This is a genomic window from Chelatococcus sp. KU-N122 (assembly GCF_055391085.1).
On the sequence record NZ_AP043981.1, the window covers coordinates 1,926,523 to 1,949,985 of the forward strand.

The 23,463-nt window shown below is 66.2% G+C and carries 21 protein-coding genes and 1 pseudogene; 10 read left to right on the top strand and 12 right to left on the bottom strand.

The genetic code is table 11. The features are described from left to right. The first annotated feature begins 159 nt into the window (after positions 1-159). Positions 160-2,427 (top strand): TonB-dependent receptor, encoded by a 2,268-nt coding sequence (locus tag ACZ5PO_RS08580; protein WP_464192285.1) that lies wholly within the window; start codon positions 160-162, stop codon positions 2,425-2,427. Between the two features lie 180 nt (positions 2,428-2,607). Beyond that, a complete protein-coding gene (locus ACZ5PO_RS08585) occupies positions 2,608-4,095 on the top strand; it encodes an MFS transporter (RefSeq protein WP_464192287.1) in 1,488 nt (495 codons plus the stop codon). Between the two features lie 359 nt (positions 4,096-4,454). On the opposite strand, the gene ACZ5PO_RS08590 is transcribed toward ACZ5PO_RS08585, so the two are convergent. From ACZ5PO_RS08590 to ACZ5PO_RS08600, 3 genes are read right to left on the bottom strand one after another with little or no spacing between them, the layout of a single operon-like run. Then, positions 4,455-5,114, bottom strand: coding sequence for a nitroreductase (locus ACZ5PO_RS08590; protein WP_464192289.1), 660 nt, complete (start codon positions 5,112-5,114; stop codon positions 4,455-4,457). A 4-nt stretch (positions 5,115-5,118) separates the two neighbouring features. Then, positions 5,119-5,976, bottom strand: coding sequence for an alpha/beta fold hydrolase (locus ACZ5PO_RS08595; protein WP_464192291.1), 858 nt, complete (start codon positions 5,974-5,976; stop codon positions 5,119-5,121). Further along, on the bottom strand, positions 5,973-6,992 hold the full coding sequence (locus ACZ5PO_RS08600) for a zinc-dependent alcohol dehydrogenase family protein (protein WP_464192293.1): 1,020 nt from the start codon (positions 6,990-6,992) through the stop codon (positions 5,973-5,975). The genes ACZ5PO_RS08595 and ACZ5PO_RS08600 overlap by 4 nt, the downstream gene beginning before the upstream one ends. 107 nt (positions 6,993-7,099) lie before the next feature. On the opposite strand from ACZ5PO_RS08600, the gene ACZ5PO_RS08605 reads away from it, so the two are divergent. Then, complete coding sequence (locus tag ACZ5PO_RS08605; protein ID WP_464192295.1) at positions 7,100-7,720, top strand: TetR/AcrR family transcriptional regulator; 621 nt, start codon at positions 7,100-7,102, stop codon at positions 7,718-7,720. Between the two features lie 96 nt (positions 7,721-7,816). On the opposite strand, the gene ACZ5PO_RS08610 is transcribed toward ACZ5PO_RS08605, so the two are convergent. Next, positions 7,817-8,818, bottom strand: a complete 1,002-nt coding sequence (locus tag ACZ5PO_RS08610; RefSeq protein ID WP_464192297.1) for a Hint domain-containing protein — start codon at positions 8,816-8,818, stop codon at positions 7,817-7,819. 913 nt (positions 8,819-9,731) lie between these two features. Between ACZ5PO_RS08610 and ACZ5PO_RS08615 the strand changes: the two genes are divergently transcribed. From ACZ5PO_RS08615 to ACZ5PO_RS08630, 4 genes are all read left to right on the top strand, one after another. Further along, entirely contained in the window at positions 9,732-11,483 is a 1,752-nt protein-coding gene (locus ACZ5PO_RS08615) for an ABC transporter ATP-binding protein (RefSeq protein WP_464192299.1), read from the top strand. A 37-nt stretch (positions 11,484-11,520) separates the two neighbouring features. Next, complete coding sequence (locus tag ACZ5PO_RS08620; protein ID WP_464192301.1) at positions 11,521-13,218, top strand: ABC transporter substrate-binding protein; 1,698 nt, start codon at positions 11,521-11,523, stop codon at positions 13,216-13,218. A 324-nt stretch (positions 13,219-13,542) separates the two neighbouring features. Then, positions 13,543-14,544: an ABC transporter permease gene (locus tag ACZ5PO_RS08625; RefSeq protein WP_464192303.1), complete on the top strand. Its 1,002-nt coding sequence runs from the start codon at positions 13,543-13,545 to the stop codon at positions 14,542-14,544. Next, complete coding sequence (locus ACZ5PO_RS08630) at positions 14,541-15,365, top strand: ABC transporter permease (RefSeq protein WP_464192305.1); 825 nt, start codon at positions 14,541-14,543, stop codon at positions 15,363-15,365. The genes ACZ5PO_RS08625 and ACZ5PO_RS08630 overlap by 4 nt, the downstream gene beginning before the upstream one ends. 95 nt (positions 15,366-15,460) lie before the next feature. Here the strand turns inward: ACZ5PO_RS08630 and ACZ5PO_RS08635 are convergent, their stop codons facing one another. Further along, the gene (locus ACZ5PO_RS08635) at positions 15,461-15,757 is read right to left on the bottom strand and encodes a hypothetical protein (protein WP_464192308.1); all 297 of its coding nucleotides are present in this window, start codon (positions 15,755-15,757) and stop codon (positions 15,461-15,463) included. Between the two features lie 610 nt (positions 15,758-16,367). Here ACZ5PO_RS08635 and ACZ5PO_RS08640 point away from each other — a divergent pair. Further along, complete coding sequence (locus ACZ5PO_RS08640) at positions 16,368-16,616, top strand: hypothetical protein (RefSeq protein WP_464192310.1); 249 nt, start codon at positions 16,368-16,370, stop codon at positions 16,614-16,616. Between the two features lie 14 nt (positions 16,617-16,630). Here the strand turns inward: ACZ5PO_RS08640 and ACZ5PO_RS08645 are convergent, their stop codons facing one another. Beyond that, positions 16,631-16,933: a SinR gene (locus ACZ5PO_RS08645; RefSeq protein WP_464192312.1), complete on the bottom strand. Its 303-nt coding sequence runs from the start codon at positions 16,931-16,933 to the stop codon at positions 16,631-16,633. Between the two features lie 552 nt (positions 16,934-17,485). Between ACZ5PO_RS08645 and ACZ5PO_RS08650 the strand changes: the two genes are divergently transcribed. Both ACZ5PO_RS08650 and ACZ5PO_RS08655 read left to right on the top strand, forming a co-directional pair. Continuing rightward, positions 17,486-17,761, top strand: a complete 276-nt coding sequence (locus ACZ5PO_RS08650) for a hypothetical protein (RefSeq protein ID WP_464192314.1) — start codon at positions 17,486-17,488, stop codon at positions 17,759-17,761. A 94-nt stretch (positions 17,762-17,855) separates the two neighbouring features. Continuing rightward, positions 17,856-18,034, top strand: a pseudogene (locus tag ACZ5PO_RS08655) (ABC transporter permease); the annotation flags it as partial. 9 nt (positions 18,035-18,043) lie between these two features. Here the strand turns inward: ACZ5PO_RS08655 and ACZ5PO_RS08660 are convergent. The 6 genes from ACZ5PO_RS08660 to ACZ5PO_RS08685 form a co-directional block, all read right to left on the bottom strand. Next, entirely contained in the window at positions 18,044-18,937 is an 894-nt protein-coding gene (locus tag ACZ5PO_RS08660) for a class I SAM-dependent methyltransferase (protein WP_464192316.1), read from the bottom strand. 49 nt (positions 18,938-18,986) lie between these two features. After that, positions 18,987-19,160: a hypothetical protein gene (locus ACZ5PO_RS08665; RefSeq protein WP_464192319.1), complete on the bottom strand. Its 174-nt coding sequence runs from the start codon at positions 19,158-19,160 to the stop codon at positions 18,987-18,989. Between the two features lie 512 nt (positions 19,161-19,672). Further along, on the bottom strand, positions 19,673-20,269 hold the full coding sequence (locus ACZ5PO_RS08670) for an N-acetyltransferase family protein (protein WP_464192321.1): 597 nt from the start codon (positions 20,267-20,269) through the stop codon (positions 19,673-19,675). Beyond that, complete coding sequence (locus ACZ5PO_RS08675; protein WP_464192323.1) at positions 20,266-21,345, bottom strand: PHA/PHB synthase family protein; 1,080 nt, start codon at positions 21,343-21,345, stop codon at positions 20,266-20,268. The genes ACZ5PO_RS08670 and ACZ5PO_RS08675 overlap by 4 nt, the downstream gene beginning before the upstream one ends. After that, positions 21,342-21,719, bottom strand: a complete 378-nt coding sequence (locus tag ACZ5PO_RS08680) for a poly(R)-hydroxyalkanoic acid synthase subunit PhaE (protein ID WP_464192325.1) — start codon at positions 21,717-21,719, stop codon at positions 21,342-21,344. Before ACZ5PO_RS08680 ends, ACZ5PO_RS08675 begins: the two co-directional genes overlap by 4 nt. Positions 21,720-21,956: 237 nt before the next feature. Then, a complete protein-coding gene (locus ACZ5PO_RS08685; RefSeq protein WP_464192328.1) occupies positions 21,957-23,213 on the bottom strand; it encodes an alpha/beta hydrolase in 1,257 nt (418 codons plus the stop codon). Positions 23,214-23,463 lie beyond the last annotated feature (250 nt).

Here is a 23,463-nt window from a genome sequence, read left to right on the forward strand (position 1 = left end):
TATTATAGTTCTAGTCTGATGCGACGGTGATTCGTGACGGAGTCATGTCGGCTAGATTGAAATAATTCAAATTATTATGTTTGGTAAACATCTTGTATAAAACGCGTCATTCCGCTACGAGCGCCGCAATCGAATCAATAATAGTGAAAGGCGCTCCTCATGTTGCAGTCGCAACTACTGGTCATCGACAGCAACAGTCACAACTTTTCGAACAGGGATTGTCGGCGGCGCTGCGCGCCGGCTTGGTCGGTATCGTCACTCGCGATCGCCTGCGCCCTGCTGTCCGGCGCCTCCGCCCGCGCGCAGGAGGCGGCCACCGCTCCGGCGACGGTGCAGCTGCCGACCATCGAGCTCAACGGCGGCGGCAGCCGCGATTCCCTGCAGCCGCTGGGCGGCCAGTTGACCCAGCCCACATCCCTGGTCACCCAGATCACCCAGAGCGCCACGGTGGTCGACCGCGCCGAGATCGAGCAGACGTCGCCCGTCGGCATGCTCGACATCCTCGCCGACGTGCCGGGCGTCTCCATCGCGCGGTCCGGCGGCATCGGCGGTCAGATCTATCTGCGCGGCTTCAGCTCGAACGCGTTCCGCTCGCCGCTCTACGTCGACGGCAACCGCTTCCGCGGCCGCAACACGCTCCAGCTCAACTACTTCTCCCCGGAGGAGATCGACCATGTCGAGGTCATCCGCGGGCCGGCCTCGGTGCTCTACGGCAGCGAGGCGCTGACCGGCCTCGTCAACATCGTCACCCGCAGCCCGACCGGCGATCCGAACGGGCCGTTCCGCTTCACCGGCGGCGGCTGGTCGACGGGCTTCGGCACGGCGGCGCGGTCGTTCACCACCGACGAATGGGTGCAGGGCGCCGGCCACGGCTTCGACATGCTGGCCAACATCGCCGGTCGCTGGGGCAACGACTACGATACGCCCAAGGGCAGCGCGCCGAACAGCGATTACCGCAGCCTCGGCGGCAGCGTGAAGCTCGGCTATACGCCGACCCCCGGCCAGCGCTTCGAGCTGGCGTTCCGCAAGTATACCGAAACCGACGGCCGCGCCGGCGGCGTCGGCGGCGCGCCCGGCTGGCCCTACCTGAACGTGCGCCAGAGCCCCAACGACGTGACCATGGGCAGCCTGACGTATACCGGCGAGTTCGACGGGCTGATCAAGCGCGTCGAGGGCTCGCTCTACATCAATTACTTCGACACCTACCTGAAGACCGTCAACAATACCATCAACGCCAGCGGCGTGACGACGCGCACGGTCAACTCGACCAGCCACGTCATCGGCCCGACGGTGATCGGCGGCCGGCTGCGCGGCGAGATCCCCTGGTCGATCGGCCTCGGCACGGCGAAGACGACCATCGGCGTCGACAGCTTCCACGAGGACCGGCCTGGCTCCAAGAGCTGGTCGCAGACCTATGCCTTCACCAACGCCGGCGCGCTGAGCCGCATCACCACCGCCAACCCGGCGACCACCGGCCCCGATACGACGCAGACCAACTTCGGCGCCTATGTCCTGCACGAGTGGACGCCGATCGAGCGGCTCACGCTGTCGGCCGGCGGCCGCTTCGACTGGTTCGAGACCACGACGGGCCTGTCGCCGCTGCCGGCCGCCGTGCTGCCGGCCTTCCTCGGCCGCACCAACACGACGTCGACGGCGCCGACCGGCAGCGTCGGCATCGTCTACCAGCTGCTGCCGGCCGTGGATCTCATCGCCACCGTCGCCACCTCCTTCCGCCAGCCGACCAACTCGGAGCTCTACGCCTTCTCGGCGACGACCATCCCCAACCCGTCGCTCAAGCCCGAGCGCGGCGTGACCTACGAGGGCGGCTTCCGCTTCCATCTGGACAACGCGACGCTGAAGGTCACGGCCTTCGACAGCCACTACGAGAATTTCCTCCAGACCACGGCGACCACGTTCAACGGCCTCTCCGGCTTCACCCAGAGCCAGAACGTCGGCAGGGCGGTGGTCCGCGGCGTCGAGGTGGAGGGGCGCTGGCAGGTGACCGAGACCACGAATATCTTCGGCTCGGCCGCCTATCTGCACGGCGACAACAAGACCACGCACACGCCGCTGCCCTATATCGCGCCGTTCCTCGGCCGCGTCGGCGTCCAGTACGCGGCCACGGACGCGAGCTACTCGGTGATGGGCGTGCTCGACTTTTCCGCCCGCAAGAGCCGCATCGATCCCGCGCAGGAATACCCCACGGCGGCCTATGCGATCCCCAAGCTCTACGCGACGCTGCAGCTCGGCAAGCTGATCTCGCCGGCGCTCGGCGACACCAGGCTGATCCTGGGCATCGAGAACATCTTCAACCAGGCCTACCGGCAGCCGTCGACCTTCGCCAACGTCTCCTACCCGGAGACCCTCACCAATCCGCTGCTCGAGCCGGGGCGCAACTTCACCTTCAAGCTCCAGCACACGTTCTGAGGCGCCGCGCCGTTGGCGCCGGCGCGACGCGCCGGACGCCAACGGCTCATGTCGACGACGGGTCCGCACCGCTCGCGCCCTTGAGCAGATCAACCAAAGTCGAGGTTTTGTGAGCGTGTCGGCTTGCCGTCGCCAGCTCTCGCCCATATGCGCGGGCGGGAACTCGAACGCGGAGCTGACATGGATACGCGAGACGCCCCGCCCGCCCGGTCCCGGCCCTCGAGCGCCGCGGCGGGACGACCGGCCGACACGCCTGTCCATGCCGCGGCCGGCTGGGGCGCCCTGCTCGCCGGCGCCAACGGCGTGCGCTCGCTGGCGCTGGCCGGCGGCGTCGCCCTTCACGCCATCAACGTCTACGTCGCGACGACGATCCTGCCGTCGGTCGTCCGCGACATCGGCGGCCTCGACCTCTATGCCTGGAATACCAGCCTCTTCGTGGTCGCCTCGATCCTCGGCTCGGCGCTCTCCGCGCAGCTGTTGCGGCGCGCCGGCCCGAGCGGCGCCTATGTGACCGCCGCGCTCACCTTCGCGCTCGGATCGGCGGTGTGTGCGGCCGCGCCGTCGATGCCGGTCATGCTGATCGGCCGCCTGGTGCAGGGCCTGGGTGGCGGCTTCCTCCTGGCGCTGGCCTACGCCATGGTGCGGATCGTCTTCGCCGAGGCGCTGTGGCCGCGGGCCATGGCGCTGGTCTCCGGCATGTGGGGCGTGGCCACCCTCGTCGGGCCGGCGGTCGGCGGCGTCTTCGCCGAGCTGGGCATCTGGCGAGGGGCGTTCTGGTCGCTGGTGCCCATCTCCATCCTGTTCGCGCTGCTCGCCGCCACCCTGCTGCCGCGGCGCGAGGCCGGCGAGCGCCAGCGGGCCGCGACGCCGCCGATTCAGCTGTCATTGCTGACGGCGGCCGTTCTCGCCGTCTCGGCCGGCAGCGCCTCGCCTTCGCTGACCTGGAACATCGCTGGCGTCGGCGCGGCCTTCGTGCTGGCGGCCCTGCTGGCCAGGGCGGAGGCGCGCGCCGGGCAGAAGCTGCTGCCGTCCGGCGCCTTCGTGGCGACCTCGGCGCTCGCGACGCTCTATGCCACGATGTCGCTGCTCGCCATCACCGTCACCAGCACCGAGATCTTCGTGCCGCTGTTCCTGCAGGTGCTGCACCGGCAGTCGCCGCTCGCGGCCGGCTACATCGCCGCGCTGATGGCAGCCGGCTGGACACTGGGCTCGCTGGCGAGCTCGGGCGCCGGCGGCCGCGGCGTCAGCCGCGCCATCCTCGCCGGCCCCGTCCTGCAGCTCGTCGGCATGGCGTCCCTCTGCTTCCTGGTGCCGCGGAGCAGCGGCGGCGCCTGGTCCGAGCTGGCGCCCCTATGCCTGGCGCTGTTCGGCATCGGGCTCGGCGTCGGCGCGGCGTGGCCGCACCTGCTGACCGGCGTGCTCAAGGCGGTGCCGCCGAACGAGCAGGATATGGCCGGCGCGTCGATCACCACGGTGCAGTTGTTCGCCATGGCCACCGCCGCCGCGCTCGCCGGCATGGTGGCCAACGCTGGCGGCCTGATCGATCCCGGCGGCCTGCCGGGCACGGCGAGCGCAGCGCGCTGGCTGTTCGGCGCCTTCGCGCTCGCGCCCCTGCTCTGCCTCGCCGGCGCCCGGCGGGTCGCCGCGCGCTCGCAGCCTGCCGCCTAAGCCATTGTTCTGAAAGCGCAACGCAAGCTGGACGGCCCCCACCCCTGCTCCTCCCCGCCACGGCTTCGCCCATGCAAGTCGGGCCTGCCCGACTTGCACACTTGGAGCAGGGATCTCGGGCAGGCCCGAGCTCCTTGGGGAGGGAGGAGCGCTTGCTTGCGGCCTTGGAGAGTTGGCGGGGCGGCTAGACGAACGGCCTCCCCCTTGTGGGGGGCTGTCCCGTGCGAAGCGGAAGAGACTGGTGGGGGTGGGGTCCAACCGCTGCAACGCCGGCAGAACCTGCCCGCCAAGGTTACGATGGCCTAAACCAGAGCGCCGGGCGATCGGATGCTCCGTGGCGCGGCCCGTCGTGCCCGCGGTCAATCGAAGCCGAGCAGGACCGCCCATTCGGACACCGGCTCCCGTCGGGTGATCAACGTATTGATCGGGTGGTCGGCGGCGTAGCCCAGGGCGATGCCGCAAAACACCATCTCGTCGTCTGGCAGATCGAGCAGCGCGGCCAGGGTCTTCGGATAGCGTGACCAGTACTCCTGCGCGCACGTCGCAAGCCCGTCCTCGACGGCCAGCAGCATCAGCGTCTGCAGGAAGATGCCGAGATCGCTCCATTGCGGCGGGCCCAGCCGCCGGTCGAGGCAGACGAAGAGGCCGACGGGCGCCCCGAACAGCTGCCCGTTCTTGGCCAGCTGCCGCAGGCGGCCGGGCCGGTCCTCCCGCGCAATCCCGATCGTGGCGTAGAGGTCCTCGCCGCATTCGGTCCGGCGGCGCCGGTAGGGATCCCAGAGGGCCGGCGGATAGACCTCGTACTCCGGGGCCTCGCCGGCCGGATCGGCGGTCGCCCGGGCCTTGAGCTCGTCGAGCGGCCGGCCGGCCAGCGCGTAGACGCGCCAGGGCTGCAGATTGCCGCCCGACGCAGCTCGTCCGGCTTTCTCCAGCAGCGACAGGACTTGTTCTCTGGAGATGGGATCGGGCCTGAAGGCCCGGATGGAGGTGCGCCGCGCGACGGCGTCGGAGACGTTCATGACGTCAGCCCAGAAGCTTGACGAGGGCGTCGGCGACGTCGTCCGGCCGTTCCACCTGCGGGTAATGGCCGAGGTCGGGAAGCCCTGCCGTGGCGGCATGCGGCAGCACGGCGGCCGCGCGTTCGACGATGGCTGCGCCGGAAATCGCGTCGGCGAGGCCGTAGAGGAAGCCGAGCGGGACGCTCGTCCGGGCCAGCGCCGCCTCCCATGGGCCGGCGAGCCGTGCGCGCTCGCCCATGTAGACGAGGTGCTTCGGCCATAGCAGCTGGCCGTCGTCGCGCCTGATAGCGTCCCACATGTCGTCGACCTCCGCCTCCGCCAGCCGCCGTGACGGAAACAGCGACGTCAGGCTGGCGGCAATGCTCTCCCGCGTCAGCGACCGGGCCAGCGCCGGCCCTTGCACGGGATCGATCAGCGCCAGCTGCGCCGGCGTCGGGCGATAGAGCGCCGGGAACACCGACGAGTTCATGAAGATGGCCTGCCGCAGGGTGAAGGCGAGGCGGCCTTCCAGCTGGCGATGGAGCATCTCCTGCAGCAGGATGCCGCCGAGGTCGTGGCCCACGACGTGCGCCTCCGTGATGCCGAGCGCGCCGAGGGTCGCCAGGGCGCGGTCGGTCTGGAGGAGCGCGGAGTAGTCGGCATCCTCAGGCTTCGCCGACGCGCCGTAGCCCAGGTAGTCGAAAGTCACGCAGCGATAGCGGGAGCGCAGCCGTTCGATCACGGCCGACCAATCGTGCGACGACGTCGGGAAGCCGTGGAGGAAGACGACCGTCCGCTCGCCGGCGCCGTCGATCCGGGTGAAGATGCGCTCGCCGTTGACGGCGACAAAGGCGCCGTTCTCCCACCATGCGGTGAGCCTCATAGCCGCTTCTCCTTGATGTTGATGCCTATTTTGCCGTGCTGGTCGCCGCTGGCGAGGCGCTGGTAGGCCGCGGGGACCGCGTCGAAGGGGTGGACGCTGTCGATGACCGGCCGGAAGGTGGCGGCCTCGATGAAGGCGAGCATCGCCTCGAAGCTCGCCCGCGACCCCACCGTGATGCCGCGGATCATGAGGTTCTTGGTGATGATCGGGCCGAGCTCGATCCTGGCGGACAGGCCGCCCAGGAAGCCGGTCGCGACGATGCGCCCGTTCTGGCCGCTGGCGGCGATGGACTCGGGAAGGGTCGTCTCGCCGCCGACGTCGACGACCACATCCACGCCGCGGCCGGCCGTCGCGGCGAGGACGGCTTTGCCCCAGTCCGGCGTTTCCGAGGAGATCACCGTGTCCACTCCGAGCGCGCGCAGCGCGGCAGCCTTGGCGGCGGACCGCGACACCGCGACCACCTTCAGACCGGCGGCCAGGCCGAGCTGGGCGGCAAAGGTCGACACGCCTCCCGAGCCCTGCACCAGGACCGCTTCGCCGGGCCTGGCCGCCGCCAGCTCGAAGAGCGCGCACCATGCGGTGAGCGCGGCGATGGGGAGCGTTGCGCACTCCACATCCGTCAGCCGCTCGGGCGCGCGCACGACGAAGTCGGCCGGGAAGACGCGCCGCTCGCACAGCACGCCGTCGAGGGGCGAGCCGAGCGTGTGGGCGCGGTCCGCGCGCTCGCTGGGCCCACGATCCCAGCTCTGCATGTAGCAGCCGATCACCCGATCGCCGATCCGCCAACGATCGACGGCGGCGCCCACGGCGACGATGCGGCCCACCGCGTCGGACGCCGGGATCAGCGGCAGCGGCTGCGATGGCGCATAGACGCCGCGGGCGATCGCCAGATCCCGGTAGTTCAGCGTGACGGCGTCGATCTCGACGAGGACCTCGCGCGGGCCCGGGACGGGCTCCGGCCGCTCACCGATCGCCAGTCCGTCAGGACCGAACGATCGCAGTTCCCAACATCGCATACATATCACCATTCAGATACGATAATGTATTTGAATTCATACGTGCTAGGCTGTCAAGCGCGGTTCTGGCCTGCAGGATCTCGGCCTGGAGGAGTTGGAGGGACAGGGTGGAGAAGGCGAAGCGACTGAGCCGGGAGGAGAGCCAGGTGCGGACCCGCAAGCTGCTCATGCAGTCGGCGGCGAGCTGCTTTGCCGAGTTGGGCTTCGACAAGGCCTCCGTCGACCAGATCGCAGAGAACGCCGGTTTTTCGCGGGGCGCGTTCTATTCGAATTTCGCCGACAAGGACGAGATCCTGTTTGCGCTGTTCAAGCGGCACCTGGACAGGGACCTGCGGGACTTCGAGATGATCCTGGCCGCCAGCGACAGCTTCGAGGGCCTCGTCGACGGGCTGGTGGGGCGCTACCGGGAGCTGGACGGCGACCCCGACTGGTGCCTGCTGATCGCCGAGTTTCAGCTGCGCGCCTCGCGCGCCGCCGCGCCCGACGATGCCTTCGCCCGCACCTACGCCGACTATCGGTCCGAGCTCAGCCGCCTGATCGAAACCGCGCTCGCCCGCTTCGGGCGGACGGGACGGTTGACGCCGGCCGAACTGGCGGTGTCGCTGATCGCCCTGTCGCACGGGCTGGCGCTCGAGCGTGCTGCATCGCGGACCGCGCTGCCGATGGCGCTGACGGCCAAGGCCATGCGCGTCCTGCTCATGGGCGCCACGATCGACGAGACCGGCTGAGGGCAATGGCGCAAGCGCCTCGATCGGGCACCTCGGTCGTGTCGCACCAGTCGTGTTGCACCAGTCTTGACGGCTGGCTCCGACAGAGCCGCTGCGCTACGCGGCCGCGTCGGCCACGTAGCCGAGCGCCTCGGCCCTGGCCGCCAGCCGCTCCCGGACGATGCGCGGCAGCTGCCGGGCCGACTTGACCCGCGGCAGCTCCAGCTCGGCGATGGGGGCATTCTGATCGCCGAACAGCGCCTCGTACTCAGCCCAATTGTCGAACCGCCGGCGGGTGACGTTGTCGACGAAGCTTTCCGCCGCCACGCCCTCGGCCAGCACCAGCGCATGTCCGTCGAGCTCGACATGGTAGTAGGTGAAGCTGGCCGGCAGCTCGGCTGCGGTCATGCGGGTGATCGTGGTGCCGTTGACGAGCGCGCCGGCCGTCACCAGGACGCCATCGATCTGGATCGCGTGGTCGGGAGAGAGCTTCAGGTCCCGTGCGGGCAGAGCCTCGCCGAGTGCGCCCGCCCTGATCACGACGGGATAGGCCCGCTGCGGATCGGCGAAGAGGGTCATCACGGTCTGGCGCCAGACCCAGCGCACCGGCCTGTACGCCACGCCGGCATCGGCCGGGACGGCGACGGGAATCCCCCTGCCCAAGTCTTCGACCGCACATTCTCCTCCCGACGTCAGGATCCGCGTCCCGGCGAGATAGCAGACGGCGTTGATGGGCTGGTCGAAGATCAGATCGTACTGGTTTGCCCCTTCTTCGCCGGGGGACGACATGACAATTGTGATCGTATCGCCGACTTCATAGACCGCGTTCGAGAATAATACTAATCCACCCTCGCCGGTAGCGGCAATGCCGGTATTGTCGCTTGCATCAAGCCCGATAAAGTATTTCTGAGGAATATAGAATGTCAACGGGTCATTATTAATATAATCGAATCCGTTGTCAAAATCATCGTCAGCGACATCTCCGAGTACATTTAGGTTGTCTTCACTTGTATCATTCCCCGCGGGAAAGTCCGTGAGAGTGTATCCGCCTGACGGCATGTGTATATCGATGACGACCCCTTCGCTATTCAATTGATAAGCATACGTGCGGTTGATCATTGCCTTTTTCCTCGTTGGATGCGTGGCGACGATCCGTCGGCGCCCATGCGTGCTCCAGGACGAGCGAGCCGAAAGCGGCATCCGCCCCGCGCGGCGAAGGCATCCCACCGCCGCGTGACCGCTGCCGCTCCATGGCGGACCGCAGCGACCGACGATGGTCCGGCAAGACGCTCAAGCCCGGACGTTAGCAGCCCCACGACCGACGGGATGTCGGGTGGGAACCTACAAGGGTGCGCTTTTTTGACGAGGGGTGTCGGCGCCGGGCTCGCGTTCAGACGAGGCCGTGCATGCTCATGGGCTGAACGTGGGAACGATGATTCGAACGCGAGCCCGACGTTGAGAGGACAACCGCCGCATTGCCGCGACACAACCACCGCTGCCGGCGGCCCGCTCCTCGCACCGGCCGAACTGCGAACGCCGATGGCCGCCGGTCTGCGGCTCTGGATCACCCCCGCGCGCGTGGCAATCTTCCGGATGGTCTCCCTGGCTGGTGGAACAGTCCGACCTCGCAACTGGCGGATGGAGCAGACAAACTGAAAATTCTCTTCAGGACGATAATTTAGAATATCAGTATTATTTTTCGAAGAAATCCAGAAATTTCTTTCCATTTCCGAAGAGATATTGACTTTGATGCCGCACCAAAAAATAGTTCACGGCTTATAATCGTTTGATGCAGGTTGTTGTCTATTGCGCCATGGCAGAACATTGGGCGGACGCGGGCGTTCGCGGACAGGCTGGCCGTTGGCACGTGCCGGCGGGCCGCTGCGGTGCGCGGGCCCGAGGCTGCCTCGCCCGTCGATGGATGATGGGCCTGTTCCGCTGAGCGGCATCCTCGGTCGTCGGCGCGGCGGCGCGAGGTTCGCCCCTGCTGCGCGGGCCCTGTCCACGCGTTTCCGCGCGATCGAGCCGCTCCATGTCGCAGCGCTCTGAGCCGGCCGGCTGGCCGGCCCGGGCCGCGCCCTCGCAGCGCGCAACGCCGTTGCTGAACATACGGGCGCTCGATGTCCGCTTCGCCGGCCACGCCGCCGTGCAGGCGCTCGACCTGGAGATCCGCGCGGGCGAGACGCTGGCCCTGGTCGGCGAATCCGGCTGCGGCAAGTCCACGACGGCCCTGGCCATCCTGCGGCTGCTCTCGGCCCAGGCACGCATCTCCGGCGCCATCGAGCTCGAGGGCCGCAATCTGCTTGCGCTCAAGGAGCGCGCGCTCGCCGACATCCGCGGCAACGCCATCTCCATGATCTTCCAGGAGCCGATGACGTCGCTGAACCCCGTGCTGTCCATCGGGCAGCAGGTGGTCGAGGCCATCACCCTGCACACGCGGCAGCCCGCCCGCCAGGCACGGGCCAAAGCCCTGGAGCTGCTCGACCTGGTGCGGCTGCCCGATCCCGCGCGCCGCTTCGACGACTATCCGCATCAGTTGTCCGGCGGGCAGCGCCAGCGCGTGATGATCGCCATGGCGGTGGCCTGCCGGCCCCGCCTCCTGATCGCCGACGAGCCGACCACGGCGCTCGACGTCACCGTGCAGGCGCAGATCCTCCAGCTCATCGACGATCTGCGTCGCGAGCTCGGCATGGCGGTCCTGCTCATCACCCACGACCTGGGCGTGGTCGCGCAATGGGCCGACCGGATCGCGGTCATGCACGCGGGGCGAAAGCTCGAAGAGGGCCCGACCCGGGACGTGTTCGCGAAACCGCGCAGCACGTACACCCGGGGCCTGCTGGATGCGTCGCTGCATGGCCGCCAGGGCGTCCACTACCGCACCACGCGGCTGGCGGAGATACGCGCCCAAGGCGACGGCTCCTTCGAGCTGGTGCGCCCGCCCGCGCGGACAGCGCTGCCCGCGCGCCCGGATCCGGCCGGCCCCCGCCGCGCCCTGCTGCAAGTCGAGGACCTGCGCATCAGCTACCCCTCCACGGGCACGGTGGTTCAGGCGGTCAGGGGCGTGTCCTTCTCCGTCCAGCGGGGCGAGACCGTGGGGCTCGTCGGCGAGTCCGGTTGCGGCAAGTCCAGCCTGTCGCGTGCCATCGTCCGCCTGACGCAGGCCGAAGCCGGGCGCGTGCTGTTCGACGGCGAGGATCTGCTGCCGCTGTCGCGGCGTGCGCTGCTGCCCTGGCGCAAGCGGGTGCAGATGATCTTCCAGGACCCGTACAGCTCGCTCAACCCGCGCCAGCGGGTCGACGACATCCTCGGCCATGCGCTGGCCATCCACGGCGTCAAGGACCGGCTCGAGCGGGAGCGTCGCATCGGCGCCATCCTCGACGACGTCGGCCTGCCCGCGGCCGCCCGCCGCCGCTACCCGCACGAGTTCTCCGGCGGCCAGCGCCAGCGCATCGGCATCGCCCGCGCGCTCGTGCTGCGGCCCGAGCTCGTCATCTGCGACGAGCCGGTGTCGGCGCTCGACGTCTCGGTGCAGGCCCAGATCCTGAACCTGCTGGTCGACCTGAAGAGCGCCTACGGGCTGTCCTACCTGTTCATTTCGCACGACCTCGCCGTGGTCCGCTACATCGCCGACCGGGTGCTGGTCATGAACGCCGGGCAGATCGTCGAATCCGGCACGGTCGACAGCGTCTGGCAGGCGCCCCGGCATCCCTACACGCGCACGCTCCTGGCCGCGGTCCCGGGCCGTCCGCAGGCCGCCGACGTCCGGTTGTCGGCGCATGCCTGAGCCGCGAACCCCCGTTCCAAACCCTCGAGGACCGCAGATGACGCACGCACGAGACCCGCAGACAAGAGACCCGCAGGCGGACGACGCAGCGCCGGAGGCGATCGACCGCAGGCAGTTGCTCGGATGGGGCGGAGCGCTGCTGGCCGGCGGCGTGCTGGGCCCGCTGTTCGCCACCGACGCCCAGGCCGTCACCGACGCCCTGCCCAACACCGTGGAGGGCGCCCGGGCCGGCGGCACGCTGGAGGCGGTGGTGCATCCCGAGCCGCCGACGCTCGCCTTCTTCATCAACACCTCCACGCCGGGCCGGACGGTCACCAGCAAGATCTTCGACGGCCTGCTGGACTACGGCCCGGACCTCAAGCCGCGGCCGCAGCTGGCGGAGAGCTGGCAGACGTCGAGCGACGGCCTGACCTGGACGCTGAACCTGCGCAAGGGCGTCTTCTGGCACGACGGCACCCCGTTCACGTCGGCGGACGTCAAGTTCTCGGCGGAGGTCATCTGGAAAGGCTATGCGCCGACGGCCAAGCGCATCTTCCAGCACCTGACCAAGGCCGAGGCGCCCGACGCGCACACCGTGATCCTGACGCTGGCCAAGGCCACGCCGGTCATCATCAACGCGCTGGACGTGGTGGCGGCGCCCGTGCTGCCCCGGCACCTCTACGAGGGCACGGACATCCGCAACAACCCCCACAACAACAACCCGGTCGGCACCGGCCCGTTCGTGTTCAAGGAATGGGCGCGCGGCAGCCACATCCGCCTGGAGCGTTTCGACAAGTACTGGCAGCCCGGGCGCCCGTTCCTGGACGGCATCGTCTGGAAGATCATCCCGGACGTGTCCGGCCGCGCCAACGCGCTGGAGACCGGCGTGGTCCGCTATGGCGAGCGCAACCCGGTGACCTTCGCCGACGCCGACCGGCTCGCCAAATCGGACAAGCTGGTGGTCAGCAAGGACGGCTACAACGGCTTCGCCGGCTGGCTGTGGCTGATCCCCAACCTGCGCCACCCCATCCTCGGCAACGTCAAGGTCCGCCAAGCCATCCTGCACGCCATCAACCGGGACCAACTGGTCAAGACCGTGTGGGGCGGCTACGCGGTGCCGGCCACCGGGCCGGTGTCGTCGCTACTCAAGACCTTCTACACGCCCGACACGCCGCAATACCCCTTCGACCGCAAGAAGGCCGAGGCGCTGCTGGACGAGGCCGGCTTCCCCAAGCAGGCCGACGGCTGGCGCTTCAAGCTCAACCACGACTTCATTCCCTTCGGCGACGACTACCGCCGCACCGGCGAGTTCGTGCGCCAGAACCTGCGGGCGGTGGGCATCGACGTGACGCTGCGCGGCCTCGACCTCGCCGCGTGGACCAAGAACGTGTTCACGGACTACGACTTCGATCTCGTCAGCTCCTGGGGCATCAACTGGCAGGACCCGCAGATCGGCGTGGAGCAGCACTACTGGTCGAAGGCGGAGGCCAAGGGCACGCCCTGGTTCAACGCGTCCGGCTACGCCAGCCCCGAGGCCGACAGGCTGCTGGAGGCGGCGCAGACCGAGACCGATCTGTCCAAGCGCGTCGCCATCTACCGCGAGTTCCAGAAGCTGGCGCAGACGGATCTGGCGCTGCTCAACATCCTTGAGTTCCGCTGGTTCGGTGTCTGGGACAAGCGGCTGCGCAACGTGACCGACACCTTCGACCACAGCCAGAACAACTTCGCCCAGGTCTGGTTCGAGCAGTCCGCGTGAGCGGGATGGCGCGGTGCGGCTTTGGCGTTGCCGGAGCCATCGGGCGCCCCTCTCCCCGCTCGCGGCTATCGTATGCACACATCGCACCGCGGCAAGGGCCGCTGCTGGTTTTGACGGCTTCGCGCAGACAGAGCCGCCGCGCCCCCTCGCCCCACTTGTGGGGAGAGGGAGGGGTGAGGGGGCTTGGCCCCGTGCCGTGACCGGGCTTGAGCCTTCTTCGGGAGCCCCCCTCACCCGCCTTGCGCTGGCGCGCAAGGCGACCTCTCCCCGCAAGCGGGGCGAGGTACGCAGCTGGACCGCCGCCCCCGTTCTGGAGGACCCCACATGCTGCTGCTGTTGCTGCGCCGCCTGTTGCAATTGGTGGGCATCGTGCTGGCCATTGCCGTGCTGAACTTCGCCCTGCTGAAGGCGCTGCCCGGTGACCTCGTGGACGTGATCGCCAGCGAGAGCGGCAGCGTCACGCCCCAATACGTGGCCGAGCTGCGCCAGCTCTACGGCCTTGACCGGCACGTGCTGGAGCAACTCGTGGCCTATGTGGGACGGCTGGCCCAGGGCGACCTCGGCTTCTCCTTCCGCTACGGCGAGCCGGTGCTCGGCCTCGTGCTGGACCGGTTGCCGGCGACGTTGGGGCTCGTCGGCGCAGCGCTGGCGCTTTCGGTCGGCATCGGGCTGCTGCTCGGCATCGCCTCGGCGCGCAAGCCGCACGGCCTGGCCGACACCCTGATCTCGGGCCTCGCCACGCTCGGCTACTCCGCCCCCCTATTCTGGACCGCGCTGATGCTGATCGTGCTGTTCGGCGTGCAGCTCGAATGGCTGCCGATCGGCGGCATCCGCGACGTGAGCGCCGGCTACGCCGGCCTGCGCGCGGCCCTCGACGTGCTGGGCCACCTGGTGCTGCCGGTGCTCACGCTGTCGATCTACTACGTGGCGGTCTACGCCAGGCTCGCCCGCGCCTCGATGATCGAGACCCTGGCCGAGGACTACATCCGCACCGCCGGCGCCAAGGGCGCGCGCGAGGGGCGCGTGATCTTCGGCCACGCCCTGCGCAATGCGGTGCTGCCGGTGCTGACCATGCTCGGCGTCCAGAGCAGCGCGCTGCTGGGCGGCTCGATCGTGGTGGAGACGGTGTTCGCGTGGCCGGGGCTCGGGCAGCTGTCCTTCGAGGCGATCAAAAGCCGCGACATCCCCGTGCTGCTGGCGGTGCTGCTTTTCAGCGCGGTCCTGGTGGTGCTGTCCAACCTGTTGGTCGATCTGGCGCAGGCGTGGCTGGATCCGCGGGTCCGCCGGCCCAAGGCCAGCGCCGCCGCCCAAGGGGGTCTTGCATGAGACGCTGGTACCTGCAGCCGTCGATCCTGCTCGGCGGCGCCATCCTGCTCGCCGTGGCCGCTGCCGCGCTGCTCGCCGGGACGCTCTACCCGGACGATCCGCTGGACATGGTCGGGACGCCCTACACCTGGCCCGGCGCCGACCTCGCCACGCCGCTCGGCACGGATCTGATGGGCCGCGACCTGCTGTCGGGCCTCGTGCACGGCGCGCGCGTCTCGCTGCTGGTGGGCGGCTCCTCGGCCCTGATCTCGCTGGTGATCGGCATCGCGGTGGGCGCTGCGGCGGGCTTTTACGGCGGCTGGGTGGACGCCGTGCTGACGCGCGTCACCGAGCTGTTCCAGACCGTGCCGGCCTTCCTGCTCGCCATCATCCTGGTCGCGATCCTGAAGCCGACGGTCGGCACCATCGTCTTCGCGCTGGGCGTCACCGCCTGGACCAGCGTGGCGCGGCTGGTGCGGAGCGAGTTCGTGAGCCTGCGCGAGCGGGAGTTCGTGCGAGCCAGCATCGCGCTGGGCGCCGGCGACGCCCATCTCATCCTTCGCGAGATCCTGCCCAACGCGTGGACGCCGGTGATCGTCTCCACCGGCCTTCTGGTGGCCAACGCCATCCTGTCCGAGGCCGGCTTGTCGTTCCTCGGCCTGGGCGATCCGAACGTGGTGAGCTGGGGCTCGATGGTGGGCCTCGGCCGCGACGCCCTGCGCACCGGCTGGTACATGACGGCCATTCCCGGCCTCGCCATCGTGGCGACCATCCTGGCCCTGAACCTCATCAGCGACGCGCTGCACGCCACGCTGAACCCGCGGCTGCGACGCAGCCGATGATGATGCGGGCGGCCGGGAGGCCGGCGACTTGGCGCTGACCGCCGACATCTGTTCCGGCTCGCGCCGGACTTCATACAAGTTGCCGGGCGTCCAGGTCAGCTGAGGCCTTCGATGTCGCCATAAATCTCTTGTGCGCCGTCGATATCGCAGGCGGGCACCCAGAACCAGCCGTCGCGCCAGTTCGCCGCCTTGGGCGTGGCGTCACTCCATTCCTTCGGAACTCCCATGGCCCACAGTCCGACATGAGGGCCGCCGTCATTCTTGGAAATGCGCCAGATGGCGTCGAACACGCCGGTCTTGCCGATGAACGCAGCGGCGCCCGGCTTCAGGTCATCCGTGCGCTTCGGCGCGTACGTGGCACGGTATCTCTGATACAGGACGAAATCCTTCATCTGCCATCCCTGGCTGCACCACACACGGTTGGTCGTCGAAGGGCCGCACCTCGCCGGGCATCGCGGCCCCTTAGGAAGACGCCCCTGCGTCATCTCGCCGGCGTGGGAATCTCCTGCTTCGGATCATTCTTCAGTGCGAGGAGGGCAATCTCGCCGGCGGTCCGCGCCTCATGCTCGGTTGCGACGATCGGGCCAGCCCAGCCGGGGATTCGCGCGCTGGCGCGCCAAAGCTGATATTGGAAACCACCCTCGACGCGTAGAACAAGCGAAACCGGCGCGCGAGAAAATGTCCTTGGCATAGTCATACCCTCATATGGGGCGCATACCGTGGAATTGTAACCGGAGTTACGTCGTCGACGTGGTGCCTCGATGGGCGCGTCTACATTGCTCAAGCGCTTCCACCCTATCAGCTTTTCCGGAAAGCGTGCGGCGCCTCTCCCACCGCACGGGTTTTTACGAGCGCTCCGGATTCAGAGATTTGGAGCTTCCCTCCGCAATCGAGTGATCACATCCGATTGCGACATGCTCCGGCGTGGGCCAAAAGTCCGTATGCCAGTGTCCAGCTTTAGACTTGGTCTTCGCCCGGCCCGCGACGGCAGGCGCAGCGGGTATGAGTCTCGATCTGCAGCAATGCGGCATCGAGCGACCTGAATGGTCCTCGGCCCATGTCTGCCATGCGTTCATACGCTCGGTCGAACGAGTGAATGACGTACTCGGTTTCAGCAATCCGATCGATGTAGCCCAGTGGCCGGTCCAGCAGATCCGAGAGATCCCACCTCCCATCGACGTCGGATCGAGTTACGACGACATCCATTTTCGCGACCTCGGCTATTCGGGTAGGGCCGGGCGGGGCCCGTGAATCTCAGCTGGATGTCAGCTGCCTGGATATTCGATGATCCGCGGAGATCTGTCCAAGTTCCGGCGAAGCCAACTCGTCCCGTCCGGATTTATTCGACGGCCGGCCCAGTCTGAGCCAGCTTTCAATTCGACGACAGCAATTGAGCCGGACTCGTCGACGACATCCTTCATCGCATTGCGGATCTCGACGGCTGAATTATTGAGCGTGACGAGCCAGAGAGACTCGAGCAGACGAACTGCGCCCCAGCCGTCGAGACGCCTGCGCACCGGCTCATGGGCTGTCTTATGAAAATCGTAGCTCACAAGAAACAATGCCATTCTTACATCCTCTGCATGCGGTTGCAGCCGCGATCACGATGCTCGCCAGCCAACCCGCCGCCCGCCCACCGCTGCGATCACGAGTGGACGCTCGCCATGGGCGAGATTTGGCGTCGAGCGCTTTGGGGTATCCCGGCTTGATCGAGCTGACCGAGATTGTGCAAAGGCGCACTAAGACATGGAGGCCACGATAACACGGATTTGCGAACAAAAAATTCAGGCGCCTCTAAAAACATCGGCGCACGTCCAGAGCACGCCGGCGGGCGCTCCGATCGTGGGCCGCTGCCCGCGCTGGAAAACGCGCGGCTACTCTTTCGCGCCCAGATTGGCCGCGCTATGCGTCATGACATTCATCGCCGCTTCTTCATGGATCGGATGATGGGTTTCAGGAGGCAGCGTCGGGCCGGCTGGTAGGATTTTCCGAATTTTGCCAAATTATGTAAGGAGCAGCGAGACTGTGATCGACGGATCAGAAGATAATGTATTTTCCGTTGGCGAGATGATTTCTTATATATGAGATTCATACGGCAGCGGATATACAGAATAATACGTATGTATAGCCAATGCGATATCGTGACGGCTGACGGTTCGAAATTTTATTTGATGTCGAACGATGGCAATCTTCTCTATGATTTCGTCATTCCCGCGACAAGGGAGGATTTCGCCGACACGTTCGACCACAGCCTGAACAACTTCGCCCAAGTCTGGTTCGAGCAGTCCGCCCGAGCGGGATGGCGCGGTACAGCTTTGGCGCTGCCGGAGCCGCCGGGCGCCCCTCTCCCCGCTTGCGGGGAGGGTAGGGTGAGGGGGCGTCGCCGCGAGGCATGAACGCGTCGAGCCTTCTCCTGAACGCCCCCTCAGCCGGACCGTGCTGCGCGCGATCCGACCTCTCCCCGCCAGCGGGGCGAGGTGCGCAGCTCAACCGGGCGTGGCGCGGCCGGTGCGCAGCGAGTTCGTGAGCCTGCGCGAGCGGGAGGTCGTGCGCGCCAGCATCGCGCTGGGCGCCGGCGACGCGAGATCCTGCCTAACGCGTGGACGCCGGTGATCGTCTCCACCGGTCTGTCCTTCCTCGGCTTGGGCGATCCGAACGTGGTGAGCTGGGCGATGGGCTTACGTCTCGTACTTGCAGAGGAACGTCGTCCCGGACGTCTCCTTGTTGATCGTCAGCCTATCCAGATCGAGCTGCGCGTCCGAGGCGATGCGTACGATGTCCGCTTCCGATCGGTGCAGAAGGGTCCAGTTCGCCAGATTCTCCATCCATATCCGATAAGGATTGTGGTCGGAGATGTTGGTAAAGGCGATGCATCCATCGTGATCCAGGACCTGGTCGAACTGATTCAACAGCTTGCTGATGGTGCTGTCGGACAGATAATCGAACAGCCCGCCGCAGACGATCGCATCGAACGGACCGTGGCTCATCGCATCGCGTATGCCCCGCAGGATGTCCCTCTTGATAACTCTCAAGGAGCGGGCGCCCCTGAGGCGTCTGGAGGAAAGCTCCAGCGCATCCTGATCCATGTCGATGATGATGAAGTCACATTCATCGATGAACGGCGGGCTGTCCGACAGATCGGCGCAGCCTCCGCAGCCGACATTGAGAATGCGTCCGCCGCGCCGCGCGGCCCGCTCGATGATGGACCGCTGCCAGATGAGCTTGTTGCGGTGTTGCTGAGCAATCGGGGCATTCAGCGCATACCATTCCAGCCAGTAGGCCGGAGTCGACGCCTGAAGACGAGGTGTGGCGCAGGACAGCCACTCGATCGTCTCGAAGTCGCCCTGATAGCCTCGCGGCCAGGTTTGGAGACGGTGTATGAACGGGGAATGGGCGTGCAGGCGCCAGGCCGGCTGCAATACGTCGCTGATGACCTCGCGATCGTGAAACTGAATGCTATGCTCGATCGCCGTGCACAGCTCATGAACCGACGAAATAACTGAATGTGCATCCATGTCCGTGAAGTCACGGCTGAAAACGTCCACCCTTTCCTTCAATTGCAGGATCGACATGGGGGTGTCGCTCGGCGTTCTGACGGATATGTTTGATGACATGCAGGGTTTACCTTCTCTGCCGGCAGTCTGGGATCTCGTCCGCCGCCTGCGGGGTCTTGCCGAAGCCTTCGATCGCAGTTCGCGTTACGCCGATCCGGTCAGCCCGGCGACGCCGTCCATCGTTCCAAGACGCCGCCTCCGCACAGGTGCAGTCGAGGTCCATTTCGATCAGGCGCTTCACCAGTCTCTCCTCGGATGCCGAAGAAGGGAGCGCGGGAGGCGCGACAGGGGCGGATCTGCACGCGCGGCGAACGCCGGAGCGGCTCTGGAAAGGCTGCCGACTAACTGTGGATCTCAGTTCAGCGTGTAGAATCGATCCGTCATTCGCCAGTTCCAGAGCGAAGGTGGGGGAACAATTTCAATTACAGATAAATTTTGTGTATAAAATTATGATGACATTGAGTATCAGAATATGATCATTGGCACCGCGATGCGCACGGTCGCCGTCGCCGCATCAGCCGGCTTATCAAATATTTGGATTCGCGCTTTGCATGCTTGCGGCTCAGGCTACGATCGGGCGCTTCTGCCGTCGAAGCGCGGACGGGCCGTCCGGGGTCCTCCGGGGCAGGCCGCACGCGCGGGCTGGATCTCCTGCGGCTGCTGATCGCGCCCGTCAGGCCCTTGAAAGGGGTCGGCCGTCCTGGCTCGAGCCACACACGACGCGATCCGCGACGACTGAAAGCCCCCGGCGGGTCATCCCGTCAGCGCGTCGGCGATGCCCAAAGCCTCCATGGTCGACTGCACCTTAGCAACATCGTGACTGAGGATCGCGAGGTCATGGGGGCGGCCGGCGCGGTCCTTGACGTGGTTGCGCAGCAGCGCTTCGGCGCGGAAGCCGAGGCTTTCGAAGCTCGCGATGGCCGCAACTTGATCGATGGTCATCTGCACGATCAGTTTTTCCAGCCCGAGCGCAAGCGCCTGCGCGAAACACTCCTGTATCAGGATCCTGCCGATGCCCTTGCCACGTAAATGCTGCCCGACGAGAACCCGCAATTCGCCGACGTGGCGCGACCATGCCCGGTTGGATATGACGATGGCCGTGCATCCGACGAAAACCCCTTCGGATCGTGCCGCCAAGCTTTTGACGCGGCCGTCTTCGAGCGCTTCGAACCAGGCGGCGATCACCTTGGGATGGGTGATGTCACTCTCCAGGAACAGGAGATCGTGTTCGGGCAGGGCGTCGACGAATGCCTTCAGGTCTTCGGCGTCCGACGGCGACATGGCGCTCAGCTCGACCTTGGCGTCGCCACAACTTACCGTTCGCGGATAGAGGCGCGCTTGCTGTTTCATGTCGATCTTTCTCCGAGCCACCGATCCAGTTTCGGCCACATGCGTTTGACTGCATTCGCGCCCGCGACGAGGCTGACATGGCCCCCTGGCAGCGTGACCTCTTCCTTGTCCTGCGAACCGACCCGCGCCACCAATGGCCGACCGCAGGTCGGCGGAACGATATGGTCGTGCTGGGCAAGCACATGCAGCAGGGGCGCCTTGATGTCTTCGAGCCGCACCGGCTTGCCGCCAAGCGTCAGCGTGCCTTCATAGAGCGCGTTCTTTTGCAGGAACTCCTTGACGAATTGCCCGAAGTAACCGCCTGCCAGCGGCAGCGTCTCGGCGCTCCAGCGCTCCATCCGCCGATAGGCTTCGACGTATTGGTCGTTCCACATATTGTCCCAGAGCCGAACCTGAGCGACGATGCGGCCGGCGGGGCGCAGCATATCGAACCCCGTCGCCACCACATCGGGCTGAATGATGCCGACCGTGTCCACGAGGCGGTCGACGTCGAAATGGCGGGCGTCGGTCCATGAGCGATAAAGTGTCATCTCCCTGAAATCGATCGGCGTGGTGAAGCACACCAGGTTCTTGAGCGGCCCATTCGGGTGGAGCGCGGCGTACATGGTCGAGAGAAGCCCGCCCATGCAGTAACCGACGAGTGAAACCTCGGGTTCGCCGGAATGCTCCCGAACCCGCTGGATGCAATCCGGAATGAAGTCAAGCACATAGTTCTCGATCTTCAGATATCGCTCTTCGCCACTCGGCGGATTCCAATCCATGACATAGACATCGTGTCCCCGCTTGAGCAGGAATTCGATCAGGCTCTGTCCGGGAGCCAGATCGAACACATAGGCCTTGTTCGATGTCGCCATGACGAGCAGCATAGGGACTCTGTAGACGTCGTCGGACAGCGCCTTGTAGTGATAAAGACTCAGCGTCCCGCGCCTTTGCAGCAGGGTCTTCGGCGTGACGCCGACGGCCGGGCCTTGCGAGCCCAGATAGCCGAAGCCCTTGAGGTTGCGCTGGATCGCGCGGTCGATCTCCGTCCGGAAACGGTCGGCGATTGAAGCGTCGGCTGTAGCCTGCTCCGTCATGACCGTGCCTTCCCTTCCCCGCTCGCAACGCCGTCGTCGGATGGTGGTTTGCGCGTGCGCGACGGCCGGGCTTCGGCCGGTTCGCGCAGATGCATGGGCAGCAACAGGTCGATCTTGTCTTCCAGTCGTTGAAGGCGCTCTTCAAGTGCTGCGATGTCGGTACGGCTCGGCAACCTTAGTGCCTTGAAATAGGCGTCCAGCGCCTTTTCGTGGACCTGTCGCAGTTGGGCCGAAATCTGTGAAAACTGGCCGAAGACGCGACTGAATTCGGCAGACTCCATGTTGGAATTGGCAAACGAGTTCGCCTCGTTCTCGAACTTGGTGACGAAGTCTCGCCACGCCTCGAACGGGTCAAAAGGTGACTTCGTTGACATGGCGGCCTTCCTCGTTCGAGCCCAGAGCATGATCCCAAAAAGCGGACACCGGTTTTTGGACAAGATCATACTCAAAACAAAGACTTAGAGCGGGATAATGATTCGAATATAAATCATCCCGCTCTAGAGCATTTCGCAATTGGATGAGATCATCCAATTGCAGGGAAATGCTCAGAACCCTTTTGAATCTAGAGTGCTTCTCTGCGATTGGGTGATTCCACCCAATCGCGAAGCGCTCTAGGCGTTAGCGGCGGCGTCGGGATAAGTCCGCCGGGCCGATTGGACGTGCAGATGGTCGTTCAGGGACCTGCGCGCGCTGGCCAGCGGCATCCACCAGGGGCTGAGCAGGTGCGCGGCCATCGCTGCTCCAGGCGTCGAAATATGGCGCGCGACGGTACTGCTGACCTGGCGCATCGACCTTCCGGCCATCAGCCAGCCCGTCAGCACATCGGCGGGGAGACTGAGCGGAGTCGAGGTCAGGAGTGTCTCCTCGTCGTTGATCTCGATCGTGCAGTTCTGTGCCGGCGAACCGGCCATGACGCCGGCAATTCCCCGGCCGATGCGCTGCAATGCATCCCGTGCCGCGCCGATGATCGAATCGAAATTGAGGAAGCCGTGGAATTGGCCCGCATAGTGGAGCAGTTCCACGGGTACGCCGGCTTCGCGCATTCGACGCATGTAGGTGAGGCCATCGTCGCGCACGGGATCATAGCCGCAGGTGACGATGAGCGCCGGCGGCAGGCCGCTCAAATCCTTCGAACAGGCCGGTGAGAGCCAGGGGTCGGTCAGATCCTGGCCGTCGGCAATCAGTGGCCTCACCGAGTCGATGAATTTGGACGTCAGGAAATAGCCCGCCGCGTTTTCCTCCTTGGACGGGAAATTCGCCGGCAGATTCGTCGCTGGATAGACGAGGACCTGCATCTTGAGATCGGGCCCACCCTCCCGCCGGCACTTCTGGGCGACGGCCGCCGCGATATTTCCGCCGGCGCTGTCGCCGCCGATCGACAGCCGCTTCGGATCGATGCCGAGCTCCGCTCCGCGCTCAGCTACCCATTTGAGCGCGGCAAGAAAATCCTCTCTGCCGGCATAAAGGTCATGTTCGGGGGCAAGCCGGTAACGAACCGAAACCACGATCGCACCCGACGCGCGCGCAATGCCTCGGCAGATGGAGTCATTGCAATCGAGATCGCCGAGAACGAACGCGCCGCCATGGCACCACAGAAAGGCGGGCTTCAGCTCTTTGCTGGCGACCGGCGTGTAGACCCGCATCACGATCTTGCCGGCCGGACCGTCAATCAAATGGTCCACGACCGATCTGACTGGAGCACGCCTCCCCCAGGTCGTTGCAATTACGTGCCACTGCCACCGGAAGAGGTCGACCGTCTGATGGCTGATGGGCGAACGGGCTAACGGCGTGATCGCGCGCAGGAGCATTGCCGCTTCCTTGTCCAGCGACGCTGCGCGCAGTTCCGTCGGCATTCCCGATGCAGTCATGTCAAATCGTCCTCGCCCTTGGTTCGCGCCTCGACGGGCTCGTGTCGAGCAGACTGCGCATCTTAATCTTATCGTGACTCTAGCGCGCCTGATCTTTGCGTAATCGTCGCTTCCGACGAGCTCGGCGATCCGCCGGCAGAGCAATCCATGTTGCGCCGATCGTCGGTCGTCGGAAGCGACGATGCGACGGCTGATCCGCCCGGATTACCGATAGGATCAGAAAATTGCCGGGCAGAGGCGATTCGGCATG

Bases quoted from the DNA above. Each gene is read 5' to 3' on its own strand.
- ACZ5PO_RS08585 (WP_464192287.1), top strand. From the start codon at position 2,608: ATGGATACGCGAGACGCCCCGCCCGCCCGGTCCCGGCCCTCGAGCGCC.
- ACZ5PO_RS08615 (WP_464192299.1), top strand. From the start codon at position 9,732: ATGTCGCAGCGCTCTGAGCCGGCCGGCTGGCCGGCCCGGGCCGCGCCC.
- ACZ5PO_RS08610 (WP_464192297.1), bottom strand. From the start codon at position 8,818: ATGATCAACCGCACGTATGCTTATCAATTGAATAGCGAAGGGGTCGTC.
- ACZ5PO_RS08675 (WP_464192323.1), bottom strand. From the start codon at position 21,345: ATGACGGAGCAGGCTACAGCCGACGCTTCAATCGCCGACCGTTTCCGG.
- ACZ5PO_RS08680 (WP_464192325.1), bottom strand. From the start codon at position 21,719: ATGTCAACGAAGTCACCTTTTGACCCGTTCGAGGCGTGGCGAGACTTC.
- ACZ5PO_RS08670 (WP_464192321.1), bottom strand. From the start codon at position 20,269: ATGAAACAGCAAGCGCGCCTCTATCCGCGAACGGTAAGTTGTGGCGAC.
- ACZ5PO_RS08685 (WP_464192328.1), bottom strand. From the start codon at position 23,213: ATGACTGCATCGGGAATGCCGACGGAACTGCGCGCAGCGTCGCTGGAC.
- ACZ5PO_RS08645 (WP_464192312.1), bottom strand. From the start codon at position 16,933: ATGGCATTGTTTCTTGTGAGCTACGATTTTCATAAGACAGCCCATGAG.
- ACZ5PO_RS08660 (WP_464192316.1), bottom strand. From the start codon at position 18,937: ATGTCGATCCTGCAATTGAAGGAAAGGGTGGACGTTTTCAGCCGTGAC.
- ACZ5PO_RS08620 (WP_464192301.1), top strand. From the start codon at position 11,521: ATGACGCACGCACGAGACCCGCAGACAAGAGACCCGCAGGCGGACGAC.
- ACZ5PO_RS08595 (WP_464192291.1), bottom strand. From the start codon at position 5,976: ATGAGGCTCACCGCATGGTGGGAGAACGGCGCCTTTGTCGCCGTCAAC.
- ACZ5PO_RS08590 (WP_464192289.1), bottom strand. From the start codon at position 5,114: ATGAACGTCTCCGACGCCGTCGCGCGGCGCACCTCCATCCGGGCCTTC.
- ACZ5PO_RS08650 (WP_464192314.1), top strand. From the start codon at position 17,486: ATGTATAGCCAATGCGATATCGTGACGGCTGACGGTTCGAAATTTTAT.
- ACZ5PO_RS08600 (WP_464192293.1), bottom strand. From the start codon at position 6,992: ATGCGATGTTGGGAACTGCGATCGTTCGGTCCTGACGGACTGGCGATC.
- ACZ5PO_RS08640 (WP_464192310.1), top strand. From the start codon at position 16,368: ATGAGTCTCGATCTGCAGCAATGCGGCATCGAGCGACCTGAATGGTCC.
- ACZ5PO_RS08635 (WP_464192308.1), bottom strand. From the start codon at position 15,757: ATGAAGGATTTCGTCCTGTATCAGAGATACCGTGCCACGTACGCGCCG.
- ACZ5PO_RS08625 (WP_464192303.1), top strand. From the start codon at position 13,543: ATGCTGCTGCTGTTGCTGCGCCGCCTGTTGCAATTGGTGGGCATCGTG.
- ACZ5PO_RS08630 (WP_464192305.1), top strand. From the start codon at position 14,541: ATGAGACGCTGGTACCTGCAGCCGTCGATCCTGCTCGGCGGCGCCATC.
- ACZ5PO_RS08580 (WP_464192285.1), top strand. From the start codon at position 160: ATGTTGCAGTCGCAACTACTGGTCATCGACAGCAACAGTCACAACTTT.